A 26,538-nucleotide genomic window follows, 5' to 3' on the forward strand; every position below is an offset into this window, starting at 1 on the left:
TCAAATAAAATTAAAACCTATTATCCCCATCTAAAAGGTTGCCGAGTCCACCAAGTAAGCTTCCTTCTCCTCGGTCTTTTCCGCCCATTTGTGGCGCAGATTGTATAATTCTATCGGCTAAACGACTGAATGGTAATGATTGAATATAGGCAATTCCTGGGCCACGAAGTGTAGCAAAGAAAACACCTTCACCACCAAAAATAGTGTTCTTAATTCCGCCTACAAATTCAATATCATAGTTTACATCTTTGGTAAAACCAACTATACAACCTGTATCTACTTTTAAAATTTCACCAGCTTGCAATTCTCTTCTTGCTAACGTTCCACCTGCATGAACAAAGGCCATTCCGTCTCCTTCAAGTTTTTGCATAATGAAACCTTCACCACCAAAAAGTCCGCGTCCAAGTTTCCTAGAGAAATCAATTCCTACTGAAACTCCTTTTGCAGCACATAAAAATGCATCTTTTTGGCAAACGAATTTTCCGCCATATTTGTTTAAATCAATTGGTACAATTTTTCCAGGATAAGGCGAGGCAAATGAAACTTTCTTCTTTCCATGCTCAACATTTTGATAAGCCGTCATAAACAAACTTTCGCCTGTTAAAACACGTTTACCAGCAGATAGTAACTTTCCGAAAATTCCACCTTCTTGCTGGCTTCCATCGCCAAAAATAGTTTCCATTTTAATACCGCTATCCATCATCATAAAGCTTCCAGCTTCAGCTACTACAACTTCTTGCGGATCAAGTTCTATTTCTACATATTGCATTTCTTCGCCAAAAATTTGGTAATCTATTTCGTGTGCTTGCATAATTGTTTGATTTTTATTTATTGGTCGGAAATTTTAAAAAAATGTTACGAAACTAATTTAAACAAAAAATGCTCTCTATAAAAGAGAGCATTTTTAAAATATCTAAAAAGCTATTGTTTTACAATTCTTTTTGTTCCTACTTTTCCATCTTTAGTTTCAATTGAAAGTAAATAAATACCATTTGCTAAATTTGAAATATCCATTTGTGTATTTGTAGAAGTTCCTACTTTTCTACCCAATAAAGAATAAATATCTATCTTTTCTATTTCTTCGTCTAAATCAATATTTAAAATGCCAGAAGTTGGGTTTGGATATACTGTAAATTCGTTAAATGAAGTAAAAGAAGTGTTACCTAAAACAGTAGAACCAAATTCATAAACTCCCATATCAACTGTTGTATCAAATATTCTAAATGCACCTAATAAATCTTCTGTTATTGAAGCCGGAACTTTTGAATTATCTCCTGTATTTATTGCTGGTGAAGTTGCAGTTAATTGATAATCTGAACTATTTACAAATAATGGATTTGTTGTAACAATATTTAACTTAGAAGTTACATTAGAAAAATTATCGCTATCTAATGAATTGTTTACAATCATTGTAGTTGGAAAAGCGTCTAAAACAGAACCAACTGCTTTTGTTTGTGCATTTGATATTTCTCTATTATTCCAAAAAATACTATTGTAAATTTTTCCGTTCATAATTGCCGTACTTGTTTTCTCAAGTCCAAGAGTTCTTCGAGATGTTCCAGCATAAGTTCCTGTATCAATATTATTTACATATGTGTTATTAATAAAGTTTGCATTAATTGTTGAATTAGCGGCGTAAGCTCTAAACCAACCTGCGCTACCTGCAAAACCTTTTGTAGTGCCATTATCAATAGCCTTATTCCCGTCAAAAAGAGAATTTGAAACATCTACATTTACAGTGCTACTTGCTAAATCTGTATATAAATAAAATGAAGTTCCATATGTAGATAAGTTATTTGTAAACTTAGTGTTTTCAACTAATAAAGCACCACTAACATTGTATCTAGCAAATATTCCAGCAGCAGCATTTAAACTCACATTATCTTTAAACTCACAGTTTTTAACTGTTAAGTTATTTACATTAAAGTCTTTGTAAATAGCAGCACCTATTTTATCATCTCCAGCAGCGCCATTTGCATGAGCATTTGACAACACAAAACCATCTATTGTAATATTATTAGCATTTGCTTTAATTAAATGATAAGAGTTATCGTTACGTAAAGTATTCGTAAACGAAATAGTAGCATCGTCATTCCCTGCTAAATCTCCAGAAATAATAGTTGGATTTGCCCTCCAATTTCTTTGAGACAAAAGAGTTTCAGTACCGTTAAACCCCCCATAAACACTAATTCCTGTAGGAATTGTATAAGAAACTGTTCTATCCGTAGCATGTGGTTTATAAGTACCTGTTTTTACCCAAACATTTTGAGTAACAGCAGCGTTAAGCGCTTGTTGTAAGCTTGTATAAGCATTTGTCCAAGAGGTACCGTTATTTGCACCTGTAGCGGTATTATCAACATAAATTGTTCCTTTTGTCATAAATGTACCAACTAAATACCAACCAGCATTTGAAGAAGATGCACATGTTGCACTTGAGTAAACGTTATACAATGTATTTGGCAGTAAGCTTGTTAAAGTAGCTGTATTAGAAACTATTCCAGACATCGTTACTCCATTTGTTATTGGGTCGCCAGAAATAACATATAATAAATCTGTAGTTATACTTGAGTTCCAACCTACTACTGCACTATTATCTGTAATAGAATTAATCAGAAAATTACATAAATCTTCCGTTTCATAAGCACCCATATCTACTGTTACATTATCTATTCTTGGGTTGGTATTTAAGTCGGTTGGTAAACTAACATATGTATTATCTCCCATGTCTTTTGCTGGCGAATCTATTCCTATTTGAAAATCTGAACTACTTACAAATAGAGGGTCTGTTATGATAATATTTGACTTAGAAGATGCTGTAGAAAAATTATCACTATCTAATGAGTTATTTGCAATTATAGATACTGGATAAGAATCAACAATATTATTCATCGCTTTTGATGTTGCTCCTCCTACTCCAGTATTATTCCAAAATATACAATTATATATTTTACCATTTACATTAGCTCCTCCTACTCTTTCTAAACCAATAATAGCTCTATTAACTAGATAAGAATTAGTGCCAGAATCAATATTATTAACATATGTATTATTTACAAAATTTGCATTTATAGAAGAATAAACAGCAATAGCTCTAAACCAGCCAGCACTTCCAGCATATCCCTTTGTAGCGCCGTTATCTATTGTTCTATTGTTTTCAAAAAGTGAATTACTAACATTAACATTAAAGACGTTGTTAGAACTTGTAAAAAAATAGAAAGAGGTTCCATATGTTGCTAAGTTATTTTTAAAAATAGTGTTTTCGATAGTGAAATTAGAAGTTCCAGTTACTGAATTATCTGCAAAAATTCCTGCCGCAGCATCTAAACTAACATTGTTTTCAAATTTGCTGTTTTTTATTGAAAGCCCCATAGCAGTATTAATCTTAACAATTGACGCTCCTGATCTATCTGCTCCAGAGCCATTAGCATGCCCACCTGTAAAAGTAAAACCATCAAATAAAATATTACTTGCATTTGCTTTAACCAAGTGATAAGAATTATCATTTCTTAATGGATTTGAGAATGAAACGTTAGCATCGTCATTACCAGATAAATCCCCAGAAATAATTGTAGGATTAGCTATCCAATCTCTTTCAGACAAAAGTGATTCTGTTCCATTAAATCCTCCATAAATATTAACTCCTGATGGAACTACAAAAGAAGTTGCTCTATCTGAAACATGTGGTTTATATGTTCCTGATTTTACCCATATATCTTGATTATTTGTAACATTTAAAGCTTGCTGCAAGCTTGTATATGCGTTTGCCCATGAACCTCCATTATTTGCACCTGTTGCATTTGGATCTACAAATAATTTTACGAAAGTCCCCGTGTATTCATAAAAAAGAGCTTGAATTTCTGCTGCTGATAATGTTTTATTATAAATTCTAATATTATCAATATTTTCAGTAAAAACCGAAGAACCCTCTGCAATAACAATGTTTTTGTTATTTGGATTTAAATAAACTAAAGGCTGACTAGTTGCCCCACCCGAATAATTCGAACCTTGAATTACCTTATCTACATATAAAGTAGCTTGCGGACCATTTGTCCATCCGCCAGAGAAAAATGTAGTTTTATTAACAATACATACTACATGGTGCCAATTATTATCTGCCAAAGAAGATGCACTTTCAATTACCAATTCTGGTGTAATTGTTATTCCGTTTATTAATGATATACTAGATAGTTTAATTTTACCGTTGTGTAGCAATACACTCCAACCATAATAGCCAGAAGTTTCAAATCCATATTGTGAAATTATCATTCTTGGCGAACTATCTGTAGTATTAGATTTAAACCAAAAACTTATAGAAACCTCTCCATTACCAATAGAACCTCCAGAAGGAATTCTATTTCCAGCACTTAATTGATCTCCATTTAAAGAAATTGCGTTGTTTGGAGTACTTAAAGGATCTAGAGTTAGAGTTCTACTGTTACCTGCAGCTACTAAATCTGAAGTTCCAGGGGTTGCTTCATTAACCAAACTTCCGTTTGTGAATAAATATCGTTTGATATCGTCCGTTGGAATTTGAGAAAAAACAGATGAAAAAGTAAATAAACATAAAAGTAAAATTGCTCTCATAAAAAATATATTTTTATAGTTATGAGTACAAAGTTTACTTTAATAAAAAAAATACTGCGTTTTACTTTCTAAACGGTTGATATTTTTTTCTAATTGGTAAAATGCTAAAAAACTTCTTGAATTATTTTGATAAATTCTTCTTTCTTATCTCTTGCAATTGGAATAGTTTTATTGTTTTCCATAATTAAAAAGAAACCGTCTTTTTTAGAAAGTTCTTTTATATGTTTTAAGTTAATTAAGTATTTACGGTGTGGTTTGTAAAAAATATTTTTGTTTTCTAATTGATCAACAAAATGTTTTAGTGGCTTACATATTAGTTCGGTTTTACCGTTTTGTAAATATACAAGAGTGTACATAGCATCTGCTTCAAAGAAAATTATATCATCATGATTAACAAAGATTATTCCTTTTGGGATTTCTAAGGCTATTTTATTTAATGAAAGTTGTTGAAATGCCTTTTTTAAATCTTCTAATTTAGAATTTACACTTTTTTGCTTAACTACTGCAATGGCTTTTTCTAAAGCAATTTTTAATTCTACTTCATCAATAGGTTTTAATAAATAATCAATTGCCGATAATTTAAATGCATCTACCGCATATTGATTATAAGCTGTAGTAAATATAATTTGGAAATTCACTTCTTGATCTTCAAAAAATTCTAAAATTTGAAGTCCCGAATGATTTGGCATTTCAATATCTAAAAAAACAATATTGGGTTGTTCTCTTTTAATAATCGCAACTCCTTCCTCTAAATTGGATGCTTCTAGAATTTGAGCAATCTCATTGGAAGATTCTAAAAGCAAAACTTCTAGTAATTTTCTGGCTTTATTTTCATCGTCAATTATTAAAATTTTCATACTTTAATTATTTAAAGGTATTGTAATTATTATTCTTGTACCTGCGCATTCGTTATTTTCTTTACTTAAATCTATTGTTTCGATAGAAATTTTTTGCAGTCTATCAATATTTATAAGATTTAATCTTTTCTCATTTGCAGATGTAGCAAAAGAAGTATGATACTTTACTTTATTTTGATTAAGAATAAAGGATGCATTCCTACCTATACCATTATCCTCAACACAACAAATTAAATGTGTTTCTTCTAAATTCAAACGAAATGAAACCAGTAATTTTCTTTCTCCTTTTTTATGCAGCAAACCATGTTTTATAGCGTTTTCTACGTAAGGTTGAATAAATAAGGAAGGAATTTTTGTTTTTTCTTGACTTAAATTTGCCGCTATAGTTAAATCATATTGTAAAACATCCTCAAATCTAAGTTTCTCCAATTCTAAATATAGCTCCAATGCTTTTATTTCCTCTTTTAAAACAATTTCGTTTTGCTGACTATGCTCTAAATAAATTCTAATTAGTTTGGAGAACTTAACTAAATACATTCTTGCTAATTTACCATCATTAAGCACAATATATTCTTGAATAGAATTTAATGCATTAAAAATAAAATGCGGATTCATTTGCGACCTTAAAGCTTCTAACTGAGAAAAAACCAATTTTTTATTGATCAATTCTTTGTCTAGTATTTCTTTTTGGCGTTGCTTTAATCGATTAATTCTCCATGAGAAATATCCCCAAAAAAAAGCTAATAAGCAAACTCCAATAATGCTATAAAACCACCATTTTTCCCAAAAAGGACTTTGTACTTCAATCGCAATTTCTTTAATCGAATTTTCAAAAAGAGATCCATTTTGATAGGCAACTTGAAAAACATAATCACCTGCAGGTAAACTATTATATTTTACAAAATTAATTCCGCTTTCAAGATTAACCCATTTTTTATTCAATCCAAGTAATCTATATTTATATGTATATTTATTAGAACTTAAAAAACCATTAGAATTAAAACTTATTTTAATTGAATTATTTTGATGTTCTAACACATACTTTCTTCCTAATTTTACTTCTGTTTCATCTATTGCAACACTAGTAAAATAGATATTAGTATTATTTGTTTTTTTAAATACATTTTTTGTGTCTAAACTAAAAAGGTTTTTGTTAGAAGAAAAAACAAGTTGCTTGTCAAAAATTTCCAATCCAGAAATTGTATACGAATCTATTCCGTCTGTTTTGGTTAAGGTTTGAAAAGAGCTTTTAGCTGTATTTAAAAGTTGAATTCCTTTATCTGTTACAATCCATAAATTATTGTTTTGGTTTTTAATTTTAGAGGTTTGATTCGATACTAATCCATTTGCTTCGGTATAGTTAACAATTATTTCTCCATCTTTGATGCCAAATACGCCATCTTTAAAAGTAGAAACCCAAACAGTTCCATCTGCTGTTTCTACTATATCTATTGCAAATATTGGTTTTCCATTATTTCTGATTATGGATTCATTAAGATTCTTGTCAAATACTACTAAATTATCTACATAAGCAACGTAAATTTTCCCTGAATGTGAACTGAAATGTGAAGTGTATGTTCTCTTAAAAATCAAATCATCCCTTTTAGAAATGGGCATGTCTTTCCTGTTTTTAATAATTTCTGCTCCATTAAACGAAGTAGAAAGAAAAGTGTTTTCATTTATTAAAGTCAACCTTTTTGCATTTAAAAAAGTATTTTGATTTTCTATTGAATGTTTTTTAACATTATAGTAATATGATTTGTCTTCTTGGCTAATATAAATTTCATTTAAAAGCGGATTATATAATGCAGAAGTTATATTTCTTTTAGATAAAAGAGGAATGCTTTTTACTGTGTTCGTTTTTATATTATACAATCCAGCTTCTCCATTTGTAGTACCATAAAACAAGATTTCTTCATTCACTTTTGTTAAACAGCTAATAGATCCAAGTTTGAGTCTAAATGCGTACTTGTTTATATGAATGTTAGGAATAACAAAAATCCCGTCTTTTAATGTTCCAAACCAATAATTTTCATTGTGATCAAAAATCATTTTTGTAACGAAAATATTCTCCAAATACTTCGCTTTTAAAATAAATTGATTGTTTTTAATGCTATAAACATAAACTCCAGCACTAGTGCAAACCCATAAAATATTATCTTTTACGAAGATATAATTGATCTGCTTATTTTGTAAATCAGATGGAAGTAAAATACTTTGAGAACTTTTACTTAAACCTACTTTAAATATATACTTATTAGTCGGTTGTAAAAAATACAAATCTTTATCATATTGAAAGAAAGACGTTTTTGAAAGTAGACTGAAATCATAGGATGTAATTAGTATATTTCTACTAACTAACTTATTGCCAGTTATAGCATATATTTTATTTTCTATATTTAAAAGTAATTCATTATTATAAAAAAAAGGAACCCCAATTAATGATTTTGTTGCAAAAATTGTAGAAACTAATTTGCTTTTTAAGTTTATACTATAAACATTATTTATCGAAAAAACCAAAATATCGTTGTCTCTAACAATAAAATTTATCAGTTCTCCTTTTAGTATTTCTCCAAGATCTGCAAAAGTAATAAGCTTCCCGTTTTCCGTGTAAAATAATTGCCCTGAAATATTTACACACCAAACTCTACCCTTTTTATCTTCTACTGGCTCAAAAACAGATAAGCCTCTTTTTTCTGAATTTGTATAATTTTCATACTCTTTACCATCATAACAATAAAAACCTTTATCAGCGGCTAACCAAATAAAACCGTTACTATCTTCAATGATATTATAGAATTCAATATCTGGCAAACCATCCTTCTCTGTTAATTGTATAGTTACAGGCTGCTGTGCAAAAGACGTTATCGCACAACAAAATAATAAAAGATATAGAATGGTTTTTTTCAACTGTTATTTCTAAAAAGTTAAAAGTAAGAGAAAGTATGTAAACTTTTATAACTTTTTTTTGAAACCTATGAGTTTACTTCTGTAATATCAAAATTTACCTAAAACAGACTTTCTAATTACACTATTAAATAATTTGTAGCCTAATATTCTTCTCAATAACTTCATAAAATTAGCATCAAATCCGATTGTATATCGTCTAAATTTTTTATTCGGATTTTCAGCAATATGGTATAATTTTCGAACTATTAATGGCGTAAGATTAGTGTTTTTATTCGATTTCTTTTGAAGCACATCACTTACTTTTTTCATTAATTCATTGTATGATTTTACTGAAGTTTCTGGACATTTTGTTACGTTTTTTTGAAACGATGTTGGTGCATTTCCAAATTGAACAGTACAAACCTTGATATTTAAATCGTATAATTCATACGCCATACATTCAGAAAAGCTTTCTACAGCTTGCTTTGTTGAGTGATAAAAATTACCTAAAGGCAAATTAACCAAACCTGCTACAGAAGTAATGTTTATAAACTGACCCGATTTTTGAGCTCGAAATAAAGGAATAAATGCGCGACAAATTTTTACAACTCCTAACCAATTTATAGCCACAATATCATTAATTTTTGAATCTTCGGATAGTTCTACAAAACTTCTATACCCAACACCTGCATTATTAATTATTACATCTATTTTTTTATTATTTTTTAAAATAGCATCTTTTGCATTTGTAATACTAATAGTAGAAATAACATCTAATTCATAACATTGAATATTGGGATGAAACTTTAAATCATCTGCTTCCTCAAGTGATAACATTGTAGCAATTACACTCCAGCCATTATCTGCAAAAAAAAGTGCTGTTTGTTTTCCTATTCCACCAGCGGCACCAGTGATTAATACTGTTTTTTTCAATATTTATTAATATTCTAATTTAACAAAACTAATTTCTCTACTTATTTTTGCCTTTCTTCTATTAATGTAACTAGATGAATTAGAGGCTTTATATTTTCTCGGATTTGGCAATATAGCCGCAATTCCAGCTGCTTCATATCGGGTTAAACTAGCAGCATCTTTACGAAACCAATGTTTAGCAGCAGCTTCAACTCCATAAACGCCATCGCCCATTTCAATACTATTCAAATAGACTTCCATGATGCGTTTTTTGCCCCAAACTAGTTCAATCAAAACCGTGTAATACGCTTCTAAACCTTTACGCAAATAACTTCTACCTTGCCATAAAAAAACATTTTTTGCCGTTTGCTGTGATATGGTACTTCCACCTTTTAGTTTTTTCCCTTTAGAATTGTTTTTATAGGCTTTTTGCATGGCCTCAAAATCAAAACCTGAATGTTCTAAAAAACGACCGTCTTCACTTGCTATAACTGCTTTTTGAAGATTTAAAGAAATTTCGTCAATTGGCACCCATTCATGACTACAAACCATGTCTTTTCCTGCTTCATTATGTTCTAAAGCTCTAATTCCCATTAAAGGTGTAAACGGAACAGGAACAAACTTATATAGCAAAACAACTGAAAAACTAATAATGTTGAACCATAAAAATACCAACCAAAAGAAGCGAAATATCTTTTGACCTGTGGTTCTTTTTTTGGCAGGCTTTTTTGCTGAAATTTTTTTATTTGGAGTAGTTTTTTTCGCCATACTATACTAAATCTGCTAATTCTTGTCCTACTAAACTACCTATGGCAACACCCATTCCGCCCATACGAACTCCGCAAAATACGTTGTTAGAAAGTTGTTCTACTATAGGTTTTTTATGTGTTCCTACTCCCATAGTACCACTCCATCGATGTTCAATTTCAAACTTCTGATTAGGTAAAATTACTGTTTTTAATAATTCTTCTAAACGATTTTGAATCAATTCTGTAGTATCGTGCGAAGTAGTGGTTTCGCCTTCAAAATCTAAGTTTCTTCCACCACCAAAAAGTATTCTATCGTTGATATTTCTAAAATAAAAATAGCCTTTATCTAAATGGAAAGTGCCTTTGACATCTAGATTCGGAATTGGTTTTGTAATTAAAACTTGCGCTCTGGCAGGTTGCACTTGATTATTGGTTAATTGCGATGCAAAACCGTTTATTGTAAATAACAATTTATTGGTTTTAAAAGTAACTCCGTTTGCAACCACCTCAACATTATCGTTCAATTCCTGAAAACTAGTTACGGTTTGACTATTTAAAATCAGAATATCGTTTTGATGTGCTTTTTTTAGTAAAGCCTGCATCATGTTTCCTGTATCGATTTGCGCTTCAAACGGATTAAAAATTAAGTTTTCAAAAATACCTCCAAAATTAAATCGGTCTACTTCTTTTGAAAAGACGTCGGTTTTAAAAAGCGGTTTTATGATATCATTTATGAATGTGATTTTCTGAATACATTCATTATAAAACGATTCGTCTTCTTTTAAAAATAGCTCGTAACCACCATAAGGTTTTAAATCAATTATAGAATCACCAAGATTTCTTCGAAGCAATTGCAAACCCGCATATCGTTTTTGAATGAGTTGAATTACTTCTTCTTCGGTATGTGTTTTTAAATCGTCTATAATTTCAGAAATACTACCAAAACAAGCAAAACCAGCGTTTTTTGTACTAGCGCCTTGTGGTAGAATTCCTTTTTCGAGAATTAATATTTTTGAGGAAGGAAATCTTTCGCGCAAAGCCAAAGCAGCATGTAAACCTACAATTCCACTACCTACAATAGTAAAATCAACATTTGAAAACCAATTTTTTATTTCCCAATAACTAAGTTGCATGAATAACTGATTAAAAAAGTAAATGTAATAATTTGTTTTTAGTTATACACTAAATCTCGTTATTTGCGTTATGATATTTAAAACCGAAAAAATGAGAATTTATTTACTTTTAACAACATTGTTTTTTACCCAACTTTTTTCAGCACAAAATGTGACTAAAAAAATTACGCTTATTTTTAAAAAAAGTAATTATCATTTTGAAGAAACATCCGGATTTAAAAGAATGAATGCATTAATTAATTATTCTGAATTCAATTCGTACAAGGAAACTTATCTGTCGCCAAATAACAAAGAGAAAAATGACACAATAGAATTGAAAATTGAATCGGACAAGATTTTTTTAATCCACAATTGGAAAGAATTGAACAAAAGTTCACGAGTTATTTTATATACCAATGACATTGTTGAAATTGATTATGAGAATGGTTTTCCTAATTTCAAAATAGTAAACCGTGAAGTAAAACCGTATGATTTGAATTTAGAAAAGCAACTAAATCTTAGTTTTCCGATTGATAATTATGTCTTTTTTCAAAACAACAAAAGAAGTAGAAATTCAAAAGAAGAAAAGGAATATAAAACGGAATTAACAAATTTTATCCAGAATTCTAAAATAGCATTGGATGAACTTTTAAATTCGGATAAAATTTCAAGAGAAACGTATGATTCTCAATTGAATTATATCACATTTTACTCCTTAAACACAGACACAAAAACAAATTTCTCTGATTACCAAAACACCCTTAAAAACGAGGGGGTAATTTGGATAAAATCGTATCGCTATTTCTTAGAATCCTATGTGAAAAAGGAATTTAAAATCAAGAAATACGAAAAAAAAATTAAAGATTTTGAACTAAAAACTGCTAACAACAAAACAAAAACCAAAGATATTAGGATGCAATATGAGGATAGTGAAGATGCATTCCTTCAAATTGAGCAATCAGACTTATTTTCTGCTAAAGCGAAAGAATATTTATTGTATGTCTATTTAAATAGAATTGCAAAATCAGAACCACAAAAGTTATCTACATACATCGCAATCTTTAAAAAACATTCAAATGACACAAAATTAATAGAAGGTTTTGAAAATGCTTTTTTAGTAGATATTGAAGCTTTAAAACAAAACACTTCTGAAGTCGTTTTATATGATGAGAACAAAAAATCAACCACCTTATCAGCCATTATAGAAGCTAATAAAGGCAAAATAATTTATATAGATTTTTGGGCCAGCTGGTGTGCACCTTGTAGAGCTGCTTTACCAAGTTCGAGAAAATTACATGCTGAATATACTAATGTGTTATTTTTATATTTATCAACAGATTCAAATTTTGAAGCATGGAAAAAAGCAAATCAATTTGAGAAATTAATAGAAAACAGTTATTTCATCATCAATCCAAAAACTTCAGAATACTTAAAAAAACTGGCTATTGATTTTATTCCAAGATATGTGTTAATTAATTCCAATGGAGAAATATCAAATCCAAAAGCCGCTTCACCTGATTCTGAAAAAATAAAGCAAGAGTTTAATTCCTTACTACTAAGTAAATAATTAATATAATTAATCGTTAGGCTTTTTTCTCGCTTTAATTGCTTTCATAATTAAAGGAAATGAAGTAATACCAATTAAAATTAAAATTATAGTTTCGATATGTTTCTTTAAATCGATTCCAAATTCTTCATTAAAGAAACCGTACAAATAATGTCCGGCAAAAATTAATAAAAACGACCATAATAGAGAACTCAACACATTGTAAAACATGAATTTACTTTTTGGCATATGTACAATTCCTGCAATAATAGGGACGAATGTTCTTACAATAGGTAAAAAACGAGCGAAAATTATGGCTTTACCTCCATGTTTTTCAAAAAATGCTTGCGACTCGTACAAGTATTTTTTCTTAAAGAAAAAACTATCTTCTTTGTTGTACAAAAACTGTCCGCTTCTTGAACCAAACCAATAGCCAAAAACATTACCCAAGGTTGCTGCTGTGGCAATTAATAAGGCTAAAATAGTTACGTTTGACAAATCACTTGGAATCATGAAAAACGTTTCAACTAACTCCCGACTGTAAATTCCTGATAGAAAAAGTAAACTATCACCGGGCAGAAAAAATCCGGCAAACAAACCTGTTTCTGCAAAAACAATAAATAAAACTACGTAAATTCCAACAGGAATTCCACCGATTTCCATTGTAATATAAAATTCGGGATTAAATAATTGGGTCCAATGGAAATCGTTCATATCTATGCTAATTTATTTACCGATTTTGCTACAACCATAGATACAGCGGCATCTCCTGTAACATTTACAGTAGTTCTACACATATCTAAAGGTCTATCAATTGCAAATATTAATGCTAATCCAGCTTCAGGTATTCCAGCCTGAGCTAACACAATAACTAACATAACCATTCCTGCTCCAGGAACAGCTGCACTTCCTATAGACGCTAAAGTAGCCGTAACAATAATTCCTAATTGCACCCCTAAAGTTAAATCCATACCAAAAGCTTGTGCAATAAAAACAGCTGCAACTGCTTGGTATAAACTTGTGCCATCCATGTTAATTGTGGCGCCAATTGGCAATACAAAGCTCGCTACTTCGTCATCCACTCCTAAATTATCTACAACTCGCTCCATAGTAACCGGTAATGTTGCGGCAGAAGAACTTGTAGAAAAGGCCAATAATTGAGCTGGTGCAATTCCGTTAAAGAAAAATTTAGAACTCTTTTTTGTTAGAACTTTTACTATTAGTAAATAAACTAAAATCATAAAAGCCAACCCTAATAAGACGGTTAAACCATACATTCCTAATGCTTTGAATAAATCTAAACTTGGCGATTCGGCTACAATTGCTGCTAATAATGCAAAAACCCCAAAAGGAGAAAAGAGCATTATCAAATCAATCATTTTTAAAATCACTTCATTAAAACTATCAAAAAAATCTTTAACTGGTTTCGATTTTTCTTCCGGAATTAAAATCATAGCAATTCCAAAAATTACCGCAAAGAAAATCACTTGTAACATGTTTCCATTATCGCCAGAAGCTTTAATAATATTATCGGGAACTATATCAATTAAAGATTGTAAAGGCCCAACCTCTTTTTGCTTAGAAGCAGCTTCAATTTTTGTATTTGCATCTGAAGTATAATTAGCAACTAATTCTGTTCTTGTTTGTTCTGAAATATAACTTCCTGGCTTAATGATATTTACAATTGCTAATCCAATTGAAACCGCTAAAACCGTTGTTAAAACATATAAACCTATGGTTCTTCCGCCCATTTTAGATAATTTCGAAATATCTTTTAAGTCGGAAATTCCTTTAATCAATGAAGCCAAAATCAAAGGAACAGCAATTAACTTTAATAAATTAATGAAAATGGTTCCGAATGGTTTTACCCAATCCACAATTATGTCTTTTCCCCATGTAAATTGAATCAATATAAAAGCAAATAAAACTCCGAAAACCATTCCAAGTAATATTTGCCAGTGTAGTGCTAATTTTTTCATTATCAAGTTTGCTTTTAAGATTGTGAAAATAGGGATATTTTTTTGAACCTTAAAAAGATAATTACATATTCTTCCATTTCTTGGATTAAAAATTAAAAATACTAATATGCAATATTTCAAACATATAAATATAAATTTTAACACATGTTTAATTATTTTAATCTATAAGTATGAATATCGTAATTTTTTGCAGTATTTTTTTAATAATTGATATTGCAATATTGAAAAACTTAGATATATTTGTTGTAACTAAAAATCCCCAAAACTATTTATTATGAAACAAAAATTTCTCCTACTTGCTTTATTAGCAACCTCGAGTTTCCTACAAGCTCAAGACAAAGGAACATTTTGGAAAACTGCACAAAGCAAAAACAAAGTGGCATTGGAAAGAAAGTTAGACCTTCCGGAAAATCAACTTTTAGATCTAGATGTATCAGCTGCGACAAGTTTTTTAAGAAATGCTCCTGAACGTTTCTCTAACCAAAAATCAAGTTTAATTTTATCATTGCCAAATGCCGATGGAGCAATGGATCAATTTAGAATCTATGAAAATTCAAACATGGAACCTGAATTAGCTGCAAGATATCCAGAAATTAAATCGTATATCGGAATTGGAATTGAAAACCCTACAGCAAGTGCTTACATTAGCATTTCTCCTCTTGGCTTTAAATCAATGGTGTTAAACCCTGGAAAACCAGCCGTATTTGTAGAGCCTTTTTCTCAAGACTTACAAACCTATACTGTATACACAAAATCAGATAAAAAAACAGCTTTCACAAAATTTGAATGTAGTGTATTAGATAGAGTAACTCCTTCTTTAAACGGAGCTAACTTAAGACCAAATGCTGATGATGGAAGTTTAAGAACTTTCCGTTTAGCAATGTCAGTTACAGGTGAATATACTGCCTATTTTGGCGGAACTAAAGCGCTTGCTTTAGCTGCTATTAATAACACTATGACACGTGTAAATGGTGTTTTTGAAAAAGATTTTAATGCTAGAATGGTTTTGATTTCAAATACAGATTTAGTTATTTACACTAGCGCTTCATCTGATCCTTATTCTGCATCATCATCTATGTCAAATTGGAATCAACAGTTACAAACTACATTAACCAACACAATTGGAAATGCTAACTATGATGTAGGTCACTTATTTGGCGCTACAGGTGGTGGTGGAAATGCAGGCTGTATTGGTTGTGTTTGTGTGAATCCAACTTCTACAGTACCCTTAGGAAAAGGAAGTGGTTATACTTCTCCAGCAAATGGAGTTCCTTCTGGTGATGCTTTTGATATTGATTATGTTGCACATGAACTAGGTCATCAATTTGGAGCAAATCATACTTTTTCCATGAGTAATGAAGGAACAGGTGCAAACATGGAACCAGGTTCTGGATCAACAATTATGGGATATGCTGGAATTACAAGTCAAGACATTCAAATGAATTCTGATCCGTATTTCCATTCCATAAGTATTCAACAAGTAACAAATAACATTAAAACAAAAACTTGTCCTACGCTTACAGCAACTGGAAATTCTATCCCAACAGCTAACGCTGGATTAGATTATACTATTCCAAAAAGCACTCCATTTATGTTAACAGGTTCTGGAACCGATGCTAATGGCGATGCCTTAACTTACATTTGGGAACAATTTGACAATGCAAGTTCTGCTCAAACTGGCGCAAGCTCTGCTGCAAGTGCAACAAAAACATCTGGACCAACATTTAGATCGTACAGTCCAACAACTTCTCCAATAAGATACTTTCCAAATATGTCGAGAGTTTTAGCCGGAGCTACTACTACTTCGGGTTCAGAAATTGTGGTTGAAGCTTTACCTTCTGTTGCTAGAACATTAAATTTCAGATTTACAGTTAGAGATAATAGAGCTGGTGGTTCATCAAACAATAGTGATGATATGAAAATTACTGTTAATGCAACAGCTGGACCTTTTGTAGTAACTGCTCCAAATACAGCAGTTTCATACGTTGGTGGTTCAACTCAAACCATTACTTGGAACGTTGCCGGAACTACTGCAAACGGAGTTAACTGTGCTAATGTTGATATTTTAATTTCAACAAATGGAGGTTCAACTTGGTCAACATTGTTAGCGGCTACTCCAAATGATGGAACACAATCGGTTACTATTCCAAATACAGCTGGAACTCAAAATAGAATTATGATTAAAGGAACTAACCATATTTTCTTTGATGTTTCTAATACAAACTTCACAATTACAGCAGGATCTACAGCAGATACTACGGCTCCATCAACACCAACATTATCAGCATCTGGAACTACACAAACAAGTACTAACTTGGCTTGGACTGCTGCAACAGACAATGTAGGAGTAACTGGATATGATGTTTATAGAGGAACTACTTTATTAACAACTGTAACTGGAACAACTTATACTGCTTCAGGATTAACAGCTTCAACAGCTTATACTTTTACAGTTAGAGCTAAAGACGCAGCAGGAAATGTATCAGCTTCAAGCAACACAGTTAATGTAACTACACTTGCGGCTACTACTACAGACACAACTGCTCCATCTGCTTCAACTTTATCAGCATCTGGAACTACACAAACAAGTACAAATTTATCTTGGACTGCTGCAACAGACAATGTAGGCGTAACAGGTTATAATGTATATCAAGGAACAACTTTAGTTACAACTGTAACAGGAACAACTTACACTGTAACAGGATTAACAGCTGCTACCACTTATTCTTTCTCTGTTAAAGCAAAAGACGCTGCTGGAAATTTATCAACAACAAGCAATACAGTTAACGTGACAACTTTAGCTGCAACATCAGTTACTTACTGTACATCACAAGGTAATAATACAGCGGACGAAAGAATTGGAAGAGTTCAGTTTGGAACAATCAATAATGCTTCAACCGGAACTGCTGGTTATGAGGATTTCACAAATCTTTCTACAAATCTTTCTAAAGGAACTAGTTATACAATTACAATCACTCCAACTTGGACAGGAACAGTATATTCAGAAGGATATGGTGTTTGGATTGATTATAATGGAGATAAAGATTTTGATGACGCAGGAGAATTAGTATGGAGTAATGCTGCATCTACTACAACGCCTGTTAGCGGATCATTTAATATTCCAACATCAGCAATAACAGGTGCAACTAGATTAAGAGTTGTTATGAGATATAATACTATACCTTCATCTTGTGGCGCATTTGACTATGGTCAAGTTGAAGATTATACTGTAAATTTAATCACAGCTACAGCAGATACTACTGCTCCATCTGCTTCAACTTTATCAGCATCTGGAACTACACAAACAAGTACAAATTTATCTTGGACTGCTGCAACAGACAATGTAGGCGTAACAGGTTATAATGTTTATCAAGGAACAACTTTAGTTACAACTGTAACAGGAACAACTTACACTGTAACAGGATTAACAGCTGCTACCACTTATTCCTTCTCTGTTAAAGCAAAAGATGCTGCTGGAAATTTATCAGCAACAAGCAATACAGTTAACGTTACAACTTTAGCTGCAACATCAGTTACTTACTGTACATCACAAGGTAACAATACAGCGGACGAAAGAATCGGAAGAGTTCAGTTTGGAACAATCAATAATGCTTCAACCGGAACTGCTGGTTATGAAAACTTTTCTTCTATTTCTACAAATGTGGTTAGAGGAACGTCAAATACAATTACCATAACTCCAACTTGGACAGGAACAATTTATAATGAAGGCTATGCTGTATTTATTGACTACAATAACGATGGTGATTTTCTTGATGCTGGTGAAACTGTATTTACAAAAACTGCATCAAAAACAACACCTGTGAGTGGAAGTTTTACAATTCCTGCTACAACCTCTTTAGGAGCAAAAAGAATGAGAGTTTCAATGAAATATAATGGCGTACCAACATCTTGTGAATCTTTTTCATATGGACAAGTTGAAGATTACACAATCAATGTAACTTCTAGTGCAAAAGAAAGCGAGTTAAATCCATTCACAATAAGTTTATATCCAAATCCTGTAAAAGGAGATGTATTAAATATTTCTGGATTTGAAGGTGAAGGTTCATACAGAATTTTCAGCGCTATGGGTCAAGATTTAGGAAATGGAAAAGTAGAAAATAATACTATTAATGTTGGAAATTTAGCAGCTGGAACTTACATGATTGAAGTTACTAGCGCAAACGGAACTAACATGAAACGTTTTATCAAACAATAATTTCAATAAATGGAAATCTAAACCGCTCAGTAATTGAGCGGTTTTTTTATGCGTTTAATTTTGTATTTTTATACCTTTAATATTTACAACCATGAAAAAATTAGCCTTACTAATTACTTGTATTATGAGTATAACTGCTGCAACCGCACAAAACGTAATGACTCCCGAAACCTTATGGCAGTTAGGAAGAGTTACTCCATTAGGAATTTCGAAAGATGGAAAATTATTGGTTTTCAAAGTAGGAACACCTTCTATCGAAGAAAATAATATCAATTCAAAATATTATACAATTCCCGTTCAAGGTGGAAATGCTACTTTGGTGGAAGATTATAAATCATTATTAGCTGATAAAAACGTTTCTCCTGACGGAAAGTACTTTTTATCTTCTCAAGAAGTAAAAGTAGAAAAGTTATTAGGAAAAGATCTTTATCCAGAATTATCAAAAACTACGGCACAAGTGTATACGGGTTTAGATTACCGTCATTGGGACACTTGGAACGACGGAACTCACAACCATGTTTTCTATTCGGAAAACAAAAAAGATGCTGTTGGAATTGATATTATGCCAAACGAACCGTTTGATGCACCTCAAAAACCTTTTGGTGGTGATGAAGATTATATTTGGTCGCCTGATGGAACAAAAATCATATATGTTTGTAAAAAGAAAGTAGGAACTGCATACGCAACGAGCACCAATACCGATTTATACGAATACGATTTGGCTACAAAAATTACCAAAAATCTTACCGAAAGGAATTTAGGTTATGATATTGCTCCTCAATTTTCACCTAAAGGCGATTTAACTTGGTTACAAATGAAACGAGATGGTTATGAAGCGGATAAAAATGATATTATTGTTCGCCATAAAGGAATAGATCTTAATCTAACTTCTGGTTGGGACGGAACAGTTGACAGTTACACTTGGAGTAAAGACGGAAAGAAAGTGTATTTCATTGCGCCAATTGAAGGGACAAAACAATTATTTGAGGTTAATTTTCCAGGATTAACTAGAATTGCTGTTCGAGTAACACAATTAACAAATGATGATTTTGATGTGAATGCGATTGTTGGTTTTTCAGGAACTTCGGTTTTAGTAACTCGAAACGATATGAACCATGCGCCAGAAGTATGTTCGTATGATTTAGCGAAGAAAACTTGGAAACAAATTACGAAAGTAAATAATGAAGCATACGCTAAAATTAATTCTTGCAAAACAGAAAAACGATGGGTTACAACTACCGATGGTAAAAAGATGTTGGTTTGGGTAATTTTACCTCCAAATTTCGATAAAACAAAAAAATACCCAACGCTTTTATACTGCCAAGGCGGACCACAAAGTGCACTAACACAATCGTATTCTTTCCGATGGAATTTCCAATTAATGGCTTCGCAAGGTTATGTAATCGTAGCACCCAACCGAAGAGGAATGCCAGGACACGGAACGGCTTGGAATGAACAAATTTCAGGCGATTGGGGCGGACAAGTAATGGATGATTATTTAGCGGCTATTGATGATGTGGCTAAAGAATCATACGTAGACAAAACACGTTTGGGAGCAGTTGGAGCGAGTTATGGTGGATATTCAGTTTTTTATTTAGCCGGAATTCATAAAAATCGTTTCAAAACATTTATTGCTCATGCTGGTATTTTTAATACTGAAAGTATGTACGGAACTACAGAAGAAGTATTCTTTACGAATTGGGATTCTGGTGGCGCTTATTGGGAAAAAGACAATGAAACAGCACAAAAAACCTATAACGAATTCAATCCAATTAAGTTAATCAACAACTGGAATACACCAATTTTAATTATCCAAGGCGGAAAAGATTACCGCGTACCCATTGGACAAGGACAAGAAGCGTTTCAAGCGGCTCAATTAAAAGGAATAAAAAGTAAATTCTTATTGTTCCCAGATGAAAATCATTGGATATTAAAACCACAAAATGCGTTGGTTTGGCAAAAAGAATTTTTTGGTTGGTTAAAAGAAACACTTTAAAAGTTCAAGGACAAGTTCAAAAAAATCAATTAAAACCGAAAAGAAATTAACTAAAAGTTTAGGATAAAAATCTGAATTCAAATTTGAGAAGATTCAACTAAAAAAAATGAAAATCAAAAATGAAAAAATACATAATAATCTATTACATAATTGTTAATCTAATCTGTTTAATTCCCAGTATTATAAGTGTGTTTTTAGAATTTGATTTTAAATTTAACACCTTGTTTTTCTTCACTTTTAGTTTATTAAATGTTATAGCCATTTCATCTGTTTATCTTAATCGAGTGGTAAAACCTTCTTTGTATTTTCTTGCAATAACAAACTTAATTCAGGTGTTTACGTTTGTATTCTTTGGGTTTTCATATAAGTTTTTACTTGGCCCAGATATTTCTTTCTTTATATTTGATGATGGTGATTTATCAGCAAGATTTGCCGCATTACCTTATAACATGATATTCTATGTAAACTCATTTGAAGTTGACAACAATTTTATGTTTGGATTTAATTTTGTGCACTTTTGGCTATTCTTGTTTTTCAATAAATTAATTATTGAAGAAAAAAAACTTAAAACTAATCTTTAGTGATTAAAAATAACAAACATAAAAAAAGCGATTTCAAATTGAAATCGCTTTTTGGTTTTTTATTCTTGAGGGTCTTTCATTACAAAAGATTCCATGAATTTTGTAGTGTAATTTCCGGCCACATAATCGGGTTCGTCCATTAATTGTCTGTGGAATGGAATTGTGGTTTTGATTCCTTCAATTACGAACTCATCTAAAGCACGCTTCATCTTATTGATAGCCTCTTCTCTAGTTTGAGCAGTTGTAATCAACTTAGCAATCATAGAGTCATAATTTGGTGGAATTGTATATCCAGCATAAACATGCGTATCTAAACGAACTCCATGACCTCCTGGCGCGTGTAAAACCGTAATTTTACCTGGCGAAGGGCGGAAATCGTTGTAAGGGTCTTCTGCATTTATACGACATTCAATTGAGTGTAATTGTGGAAAGTAGTTTTTACCCGAAATAGGCACACCTGCCGCTACCATAATTTGCTCACGAATTAAATCATAATCAACAACTTGCTCTGTAATTGGGTGTTCTACTTGAATACGAGTATTCATTTCCATGAAGTAGAAATTTCTATGTTTATCAACCAAGAATTCTACTGTTCCAGCTCCTTCGTATTTAATGTATTCTGCTGCTTTAACTGCTGCGGTTCCCATTGCTTCACGCAATTCGTCAGTCATAAATGGTGACGGAGTTTCCTCTGTTAATTTTTGGTGACGACGTTGAACTGAACAGTCTCTTTCTGAAAGGTGACACGCTTTTCCATAAGAATCTCCAACTACTTGAATTTCGATATGACGTGGTTCTTCGATTAATTTTTCTAAGTACATGCCATCATTACCAAATGCTGCTGCAGACTCTTGACGAGCACCTTCCCAAGCTTTTAATAAATCTTCTTTTTTCCATACAGCACGCATACCTTTACCACCACCACCAGCAGTTGCTTTAAGCATAACTGGATAACCAAATTCATCGGCTAATTTTTCGGCTTCTTCATACGAATCTAAAATACCTACAGATCCTGGTACACATGGCACACCTGCTTCAATCATAGTTGATTTTGCTGATGCTTTGTCTCCCATACGATCAATCATTTCAGGAGAAGCTCCAATAAATTTTATACCGTGTTCTTGACAAATTTTTGAAAACTTAGCATTTTCAGATAAGAATCCGTATCCTGGGTGTATAGCATCTGCGTTTGTTATTTCTGCTGCTGCTATAATATTAGACATTTTTAAGTACGATAAATTACTTGGAGGAGGTCCAATACAAACCGCTTCATCAGCAAATTTTACATGCAAACTTTCAGCATCTGCTGTAGAATAAACCGCAACGGTTTTAATGCCCATTTCTCTACAAGTTCTAATTACACGAAGTGCAATTTCCCCTCTATTGGCAATTAATATTTTTTTAAACATGTTTCTTTCATTAGATAATTAGACAATGTGTCAATTAGACAATTATAAAGATAGACGTTCTACCTTCTTGTCATCCTGAGCTACGTCGAAGGGCTAACTTCTAACTTTATTAAGATGGATCAACTAAGAATAATGGTTGATCAAATTCAACAGGAGACGAATCGTCAACTAAAATTTTAACGATTTTTCCAGAAACTTCTGATTCGATTTCGTTAAATAATTTCATTGCTTCAATTACACAAAGAACATCTCCTTTTCCGATAGTAGAACCTACTTCAACAAACATTGGTTTATCTGGTGCTGGTTTTCTATAGAAAGTTCCAATAATAGGAGATTTTACTGTAATATATTTTGAATTATCATCAGAAGCTGGAGCAGCAACCGCGTCAGAAACAGCTGGAGATGCTACTACTTGAGGAGCTGCCATTTGAGGAACACCTTGCATTGGCATTTGTTGCACGTAAGTTGTAGTGCTTTCAGTCCCTTCAGCAGTCGTTTTTATGGTGATTTTAAAATCGTCCATTTCTAATTTTACTTCTGTAGCGCCTGATTTGGCTACAAATTTGATTAGGTTTTGAATCTCTCTAATATCCATACTATTTGATTTAGTTTAGTTAGTTTTTATTTTGTGTAAGCCCATTTTAAATAGATAGCACCCCATGTAAATCCGCCACCAAAAGCTGCAAAGATAATATTATCTCCTTTTTTTAATTGGTTTTCGAAATCTGATAATAATAAAGGTAGGGTTGCCGAAGTAGTATTTCCGTATTTTTGAATATTGATTAAGACTTTTGATTCGTCTAATGCCATACGATTAGCAGTTGCATCGATAATTCTTCTGTTTGCCTGATGTGCTACTAACCAATTGATATCGTCGTGAGACAAATTGTTTCGTTGCATGATTTTTTCACTTACATCGGCCATTCCAGAAACGGCGTATTTGAAAACCGTTTTTCCGTCTTGAAAAACAAAATGTTCTTTGTTTTTAACGGTTTCTTCAGAAGGAGGTAAAATAGAACCACCTGCTTCAATTTTTAAAAATTCTCTTCCAATTCCATCGCTTTTTAAGATTTCATCTTGTAATCCTAAACCTTCTGTATTGGGTTCAAATAAAACAGCTCCAGCTCCATCACCAAAGATGATACAAGTAGCTCTGTCTGTATAATCAATAATTGATGACATTTTATCGGCACCAATTAATAAAACTTTTTTGTATTTTCCAGATGCTATATATGCTGATGCTGTAGACATTCCGAAAAGGAAACTAGAACAAGCAGCTTGCAAGTCATATGAAAATGCATTAGTTGCTCCAATTTGAGTAGCCACATAAACTCCTGTTGATGCCACTGGCATGTCTGGTGTTGCCGTTGCCATAATCACTAAATCAATCTCTTTAGGATCTAAATTAGCTTTTTCTAATAAGTTTTGAGCGGCTTTAATTGCCATAAAAGAAGTACCTTGTCCTTCTTCTTTTAACAATCTTCTTTCTTTAATTCCGGTACGAGTGGTAATCCATTCGTCATTAGTGTCTACTAATGTTTCCAAAACTTGATTCGACAGAACAAAGTCGGGAACATAAGAACCTACTGCCGTAATTGCTGCTGTTATTTTATTCATCTTCGATTAATTTTTCCTCTTGAACTTTTAGGATTCAAAAAGTGGTGGAAATTACAAAAAAAATTTCAAACGAATCCTATTCGATTTTATAAATTATAATCGAATGGTTACTTAACAAAAAAACTCCCACAAAGTGAGAGTTTTCTCTATTTTTTTGACGTAATTAAGCTACTGCTTCATTTTTATCAATTACAACTTGACCTCTGTAGTACATTTTACCTTCATGCCAGTAAGCTCTGTGGTATAAGTGTGCCTCACCAGTTATTGGACATGTTGCGATTTGAGCAACTGTCGCTTTGTAATGTGTTCTTCTTTTATCTCTTCTTGTAGACGACTGTCTTCTCTTAGGATGTGCCATTGTTCTATTTTATTTATCCGTTAATAGTTTTTTTAAATTCTCCCATCTAGGGTCAATATCATTATTTTGTTCTTCTTCTTTTTTATTTTCTCCTGGAGAAAGCGATTCCAATTTTTCGATTACATGGGTTAAAGATCCGTCTTTAATCCCTGGATGTACTCTTCTTAGAGGAACAGACAATATAATAGACTCATATATATATTGCGCCACATTTACTTGAAACTCACCATGAGGTAAAATGAGCAACTCCTCATTATCATCATTAAAGGCATCTCCAAACTTAACTAAAAGTTTTAATTTTCCTTTTATTGGCAAATCAAACTCTTCTCCTGAAACATCACAAGGTACATTTACTGTCCCTTTATGTTTAAAATCGAGCTCAAGCATTGTGCTTTTCTTCTCCAAAACAATATCTACTTTGACTGATACATTATTAAATTCATCATAATCAAAGCTCTCAAAGAACGTATTATCTATTTGATAATCAAACTGATGCTTCCCTAATTTTAATCCCACAAAAGGAATTAAATATTCTTTTAAATTGTTCATAACAACAGTTTTACCTTTTTAAAAGGTGTGCAAAGATATAAAATATTTATAAATTCAAACTAGTTGTAAACATTTTTTTGTTTATAACTGCTTTTCTTTTGTTTTTAAAGGGTTTTTAATCAGCTCATGATAGTCATTTCTTTTTTTATAAATATCAATTGCTAAATAAACGGCCTCTTTAAATGACTCGTGATTAGCCACTCCTTTACCTGCAATTTCATATGCAGTGCCATGATCTGGCGAAGTCCTAATTTTATTTAACCCTGCTGTGTAATTTACTCCATTACCAAACGACAACGTTTTAAAAGGAATTAATCCTTGATCATGATACGTTGCAATTACCGCATCGTATTTCTCATATTGTGCCGAACCGAAAAATCCGTCTGCTGAAAAAGGACCAAAAACCATATTACCAGCCTCAAATAATTTTTTAAGAGCAGGTTTTATAATTTTTTCTTCCTCTTGACCAATAACACCATTATCTCCAGAATGTGGATTTAATCCTAAAACTGCCACTTTTGGTTTTTCAATTTCAAAATCTTGTTTTAACGTTTGAATGATAGTTTTGATTTTGCTTGAAATTAATTTTTCATTCAAATGCTTCGCTACTTCATTTACTGGAACATGATCCGTTAGTAAACCAACACGCAAATCATCGTGAACCATTAACATTAAAGCATCACCTTCCAACTCTTTATCTAAATAATCAGTATGTCCCGGAAATTTAAATTCTTCCGACTGAATATTATACTTATTAATGGGAGCGGTAACTAAAACATCAACCAAACCTTCTTTCAATGCTTTTGTTGCAGCTACAAAAGATTTTATTGCATAACTACCAACAACATCATCATTTTTTCCAAACTCTAAATTCACTCCTTCTCTCCAAACATTTAAGACGTTGATTTTACCAACAACTAATTGTTCTATTTTATCAATACCATGAATGGCAAGATCTAATTTTAATTCCTTCTTTAAAAAAGATATGATTTTTACATTAGCAAAAATTACGGGTGTACATAATTCTAACATTCGAATATCCTCGAAGGTTTTTAAAATGACTTCGCTTCCAATACCATTTAAATCTCCAATCGAAATTCCTACAATTATATTTTCTGCTTTTTTAACCATAACAAATGTGATTTATTGCTTACTTTTGAAGTGCAAATTTAGTAAAATTAAAT

The 26,538-nt window shown here is 31.9% G+C and carries 19 protein-coding genes; 4 read left to right on the forward strand and 15 right to left on the reverse strand.

The features are described 5' to 3' along the window. Positions 1-10: 10 nt before the first annotated feature. The 7 genes from GFJ99_RS11185 to GFJ99_RS11215 all read right to left on the reverse strand — a co-directional run bounded on the left by GFJ99_RS11185 (position 11) and on the right by GFJ99_RS11215 (position 11,124). Complete coding sequence (locus GFJ99_RS11185) at positions 11-811, reverse strand: TIGR00266 family protein (RefSeq protein WP_153208833.1); 801 nt, start codon at positions 809-811, stop codon at positions 11-13. 110 nt (positions 812-921) lie between these two features. Next, complete coding sequence (locus GFJ99_RS11190; RefSeq protein ID WP_153208835.1) at positions 922-4,584, reverse strand: choice-of-anchor Q domain-containing protein; 3,663 nt, start codon at positions 4,582-4,584, stop codon at positions 922-924. A 104-nt stretch (positions 4,585-4,688) separates the two neighbouring features. Next, positions 4,689-5,441 carry a LytTR family DNA-binding domain-containing protein gene (locus tag GFJ99_RS11195; RefSeq protein ID WP_153208837.1) on the reverse strand — a complete coding sequence of 251 codons (753 nt, stop codon included), beginning with the start codon at positions 5,439-5,441 and terminating at the stop codon, positions 4,689-4,691. A gap of 3 nt (positions 5,442-5,444) precedes the next feature. Continuing rightward, the gene (locus GFJ99_RS11200; protein ID WP_153208839.1) at positions 5,445-8,351 is read right to left on the reverse strand and encodes a sensor histidine kinase; all 2,907 of its coding nucleotides are present in this window, start codon (positions 8,349-8,351) and stop codon (positions 5,445-5,447) included. An 87-nt stretch (positions 8,352-8,438) separates the two neighbouring features. Further along, positions 8,439-9,263 (reverse strand): SDR family NAD(P)-dependent oxidoreductase, encoded by an 825-nt coding sequence (locus GFJ99_RS11205; RefSeq protein ID WP_153208841.1) that lies wholly within the window; start codon positions 9,261-9,263, stop codon positions 8,439-8,441. A 6-nt stretch (positions 9,264-9,269) separates the two neighbouring features. Beyond that, positions 9,270-10,010 carry a monofunctional biosynthetic peptidoglycan transglycosylase gene (gene mtgA / locus GFJ99_RS11210; RefSeq protein ID WP_153208843.1) on the reverse strand — a complete coding sequence of 247 codons (741 nt, stop codon included), beginning with the start codon at positions 10,008-10,010 and terminating at the stop codon, positions 9,270-9,272. Position 10,011: 1 nt separating this feature from the next. Next, the gene (locus tag GFJ99_RS11215) at positions 10,012-11,124 is read right to left on the reverse strand and encodes an FAD-binding oxidoreductase (protein WP_153208846.1); all 1,113 of its coding nucleotides are present in this window, start codon (positions 11,122-11,124) and stop codon (positions 10,012-10,014) included. A 91-nt stretch (positions 11,125-11,215) separates the two neighbouring features. Here GFJ99_RS11215 and GFJ99_RS11220 point away from each other — a divergent pair, with 91 nt between their 5' ends. Continuing rightward, positions 11,216-12,670 carry a TlpA disulfide reductase family protein gene (locus GFJ99_RS11220; protein ID WP_162523966.1) on the forward strand — a complete coding sequence of 485 codons (1,455 nt, stop codon included), beginning with the start codon at positions 11,216-11,218 and terminating at the stop codon, positions 12,668-12,670. 9 nt (positions 12,671-12,679) lie between these two features. Here the strand turns inward: GFJ99_RS11220 and GFJ99_RS11225 are convergent, their stop codons facing one another. After that, positions 12,680-13,363: a DedA family protein gene (locus GFJ99_RS11225; RefSeq protein WP_153208849.1), complete on the reverse strand. Its 684-nt coding sequence runs from the start codon at positions 13,361-13,363 to the stop codon at positions 12,680-12,682. A gap of 2 nt (positions 13,364-13,365) precedes the next feature. Continuing rightward, complete coding sequence (locus GFJ99_RS11230) at positions 13,366-14,628, reverse strand: dicarboxylate/amino acid:cation symporter (RefSeq protein ID WP_153208852.1); 1,263 nt, start codon at positions 14,626-14,628, stop codon at positions 13,366-13,368. A 274-nt stretch (positions 14,629-14,902) separates the two neighbouring features. Between GFJ99_RS11230 and GFJ99_RS11235 the strand changes: the two genes are divergently transcribed. From GFJ99_RS11235 to GFJ99_RS11245, 3 genes are all read left to right on the forward strand, one after another. After that, positions 14,903-18,844 (forward strand): reprolysin-like metallopeptidase, encoded by a 3,942-nt coding sequence (locus GFJ99_RS11235; protein ID WP_153208854.1) that lies wholly within the window; start codon positions 14,903-14,905, stop codon positions 18,842-18,844. Between the two features lie 91 nt (positions 18,845-18,935). Further along, entirely contained in the window at positions 18,936-20,840 is a 1,905-nt protein-coding gene (locus tag GFJ99_RS11240; RefSeq protein ID WP_153208856.1) for a S9 family peptidase, read from the forward strand. A gap of 119 nt (positions 20,841-20,959) precedes the next feature. Then, complete coding sequence (locus tag GFJ99_RS11245) at positions 20,960-21,421, forward strand: hypothetical protein (RefSeq protein ID WP_153208858.1); 462 nt, start codon at positions 20,960-20,962, stop codon at positions 21,419-21,421. A gap of 59 nt (positions 21,422-21,480) precedes the next feature. On the opposite strand, the gene accC is transcribed toward GFJ99_RS11245, so the two are convergent. From accC to pdxA, 6 genes are all read right to left on the reverse strand, one after another. Next, positions 21,481-22,830: an acetyl-CoA carboxylase biotin carboxylase subunit gene (accC, locus tag GFJ99_RS11250; protein ID WP_153208860.1), complete on the reverse strand. Its 1,350-nt coding sequence runs from the start codon at positions 22,828-22,830 to the stop codon at positions 21,481-21,483. 109 nt (positions 22,831-22,939) lie between these two features. After that, a complete protein-coding gene (gene accB / locus GFJ99_RS11255; protein WP_153208862.1) occupies positions 22,940-23,425 on the reverse strand; it encodes an acetyl-CoA carboxylase biotin carboxyl carrier protein in 486 nt (161 codons plus the stop codon). A 26-nt stretch (positions 23,426-23,451) separates the two neighbouring features. Further along, positions 23,452-24,447 (reverse strand): beta-ketoacyl-ACP synthase III, encoded by a 996-nt coding sequence (locus GFJ99_RS11260; protein WP_008255031.1) that lies wholly within the window; start codon positions 24,445-24,447, stop codon positions 23,452-23,454. Between the two features lie 163 nt (positions 24,448-24,610). After that, the gene (rpmF, locus tag GFJ99_RS11265) at positions 24,611-24,805 is read right to left on the reverse strand and encodes a 50S ribosomal protein L32 (RefSeq protein ID WP_008255033.1); all 195 of its coding nucleotides are present in this window, start codon (positions 24,803-24,805) and stop codon (positions 24,611-24,613) included. A gap of 9 nt (positions 24,806-24,814) precedes the next feature. Beyond that, the gene (locus tag GFJ99_RS11270; protein ID WP_008255035.1) at positions 24,815-25,354 is read right to left on the reverse strand and encodes a DUF177 domain-containing protein; all 540 of its coding nucleotides are present in this window, start codon (positions 25,352-25,354) and stop codon (positions 24,815-24,817) included. Between the two features lie 81 nt (positions 25,355-25,435). Further along, positions 25,436-26,485 (reverse strand): 4-hydroxythreonine-4-phosphate dehydrogenase PdxA, encoded by a 1,050-nt coding sequence (gene pdxA / locus GFJ99_RS11275; RefSeq protein ID WP_153208864.1) that lies wholly within the window; start codon positions 26,483-26,485, stop codon positions 25,436-25,438. Between the last annotated feature and the right edge of the window lie 53 nt (positions 26,486-26,538).

The sequence above is a fragment of the Flavobacterium sp. LMO6 genome (assembly GCF_009495795.1).
Taxonomy (GTDB): domain Bacteria; phylum Bacteroidota; class Bacteroidia; order Flavobacteriales; family Flavobacteriaceae; genus Flavobacterium.

Excerpts from the sequence above, each read along its gene's own strand:
- GFJ99_RS11220 (WP_162523966.1), top strand. The coding sequence starts at position 11,216 with ATGAGAATTTATTTACTTTTAACAACATTGTTTTTTACCCAACTTTTT.
- GFJ99_RS11215 (WP_153208846.1), bottom strand. The coding sequence starts at position 11,124 with ATGCAACTTAGTTATTGGGAAATAAAAAATTGGTTTTCAAATGTTGAT.
- GFJ99_RS11260 (WP_008255031.1), bottom strand. The coding sequence starts at position 24,447 with ATGAATAAAATAACAGCAGCAATTACGGCAGTAGGTTCTTATGTTCCC.
- rpmF (WP_008255033.1), bottom strand. The coding sequence starts at position 24,805 with ATGGCACATCCTAAGAGAAGACAGTCGTCTACAAGAAGAGATAAAAGA.
- GFJ99_RS11245 (WP_153208858.1), top strand. The coding sequence starts at position 20,960 with ATGAAAAAATACATAATAATCTATTACATAATTGTTAATCTAATCTGT.
- pdxA (WP_153208864.1), bottom strand. The coding sequence starts at position 26,485 with ATGGTTAAAAAAGCAGAAAATATAATTGTAGGAATTTCGATTGGAGAT.
- accC (WP_153208860.1), bottom strand. The coding sequence starts at position 22,830 with ATGTTTAAAAAAATATTAATTGCCAATAGAGGGGAAATTGCACTTCGT.
- accB (WP_153208862.1), bottom strand. The coding sequence starts at position 23,425 with ATGGATATTAGAGAGATTCAAAACCTAATCAAATTTGTAGCCAAATCA.
- GFJ99_RS11235 (WP_153208854.1), top strand. The coding sequence starts at position 14,903 with ATGAAACAAAAATTTCTCCTACTTGCTTTATTAGCAACCTCGAGTTTC.
- GFJ99_RS11185 (WP_153208833.1), bottom strand. The coding sequence starts at position 811 with ATGCAAGCACACGAAATAGATTACCAAATTTTTGGCGAAGAAATGCAA.
- GFJ99_RS11270 (WP_008255035.1), bottom strand. The coding sequence starts at position 25,354 with ATGAACAATTTAAAAGAATATTTAATTCCTTTTGTGGGATTAAAATTA.
- GFJ99_RS11190 (WP_153208835.1), bottom strand. The coding sequence starts at position 4,584 with ATGAGAGCAATTTTACTTTTATGTTTATTTACTTTTTCATCTGTTTTT.
- GFJ99_RS11225 (WP_153208849.1), bottom strand. The coding sequence starts at position 13,363 with ATGAACGATTTCCATTGGACCCAATTATTTAATCCCGAATTTTATATT.
- GFJ99_RS11195 (WP_153208837.1), bottom strand. The coding sequence starts at position 5,441 with ATGAAAATTTTAATAATTGACGATGAAAATAAAGCCAGAAAATTACTA.
- GFJ99_RS11230 (WP_153208852.1), bottom strand. The coding sequence starts at position 14,628 with ATGAAAAAATTAGCACTACACTGGCAAATATTACTTGGAATGGTTTTC.
- GFJ99_RS11240 (WP_153208856.1), top strand. The coding sequence starts at position 18,936 with ATGAAAAAATTAGCCTTACTAATTACTTGTATTATGAGTATAACTGCT.
- mtgA (WP_153208843.1), bottom strand. The coding sequence starts at position 10,010 with ATGGCGAAAAAAACTACTCCAAATAAAAAAATTTCAGCAAAAAAGCCT.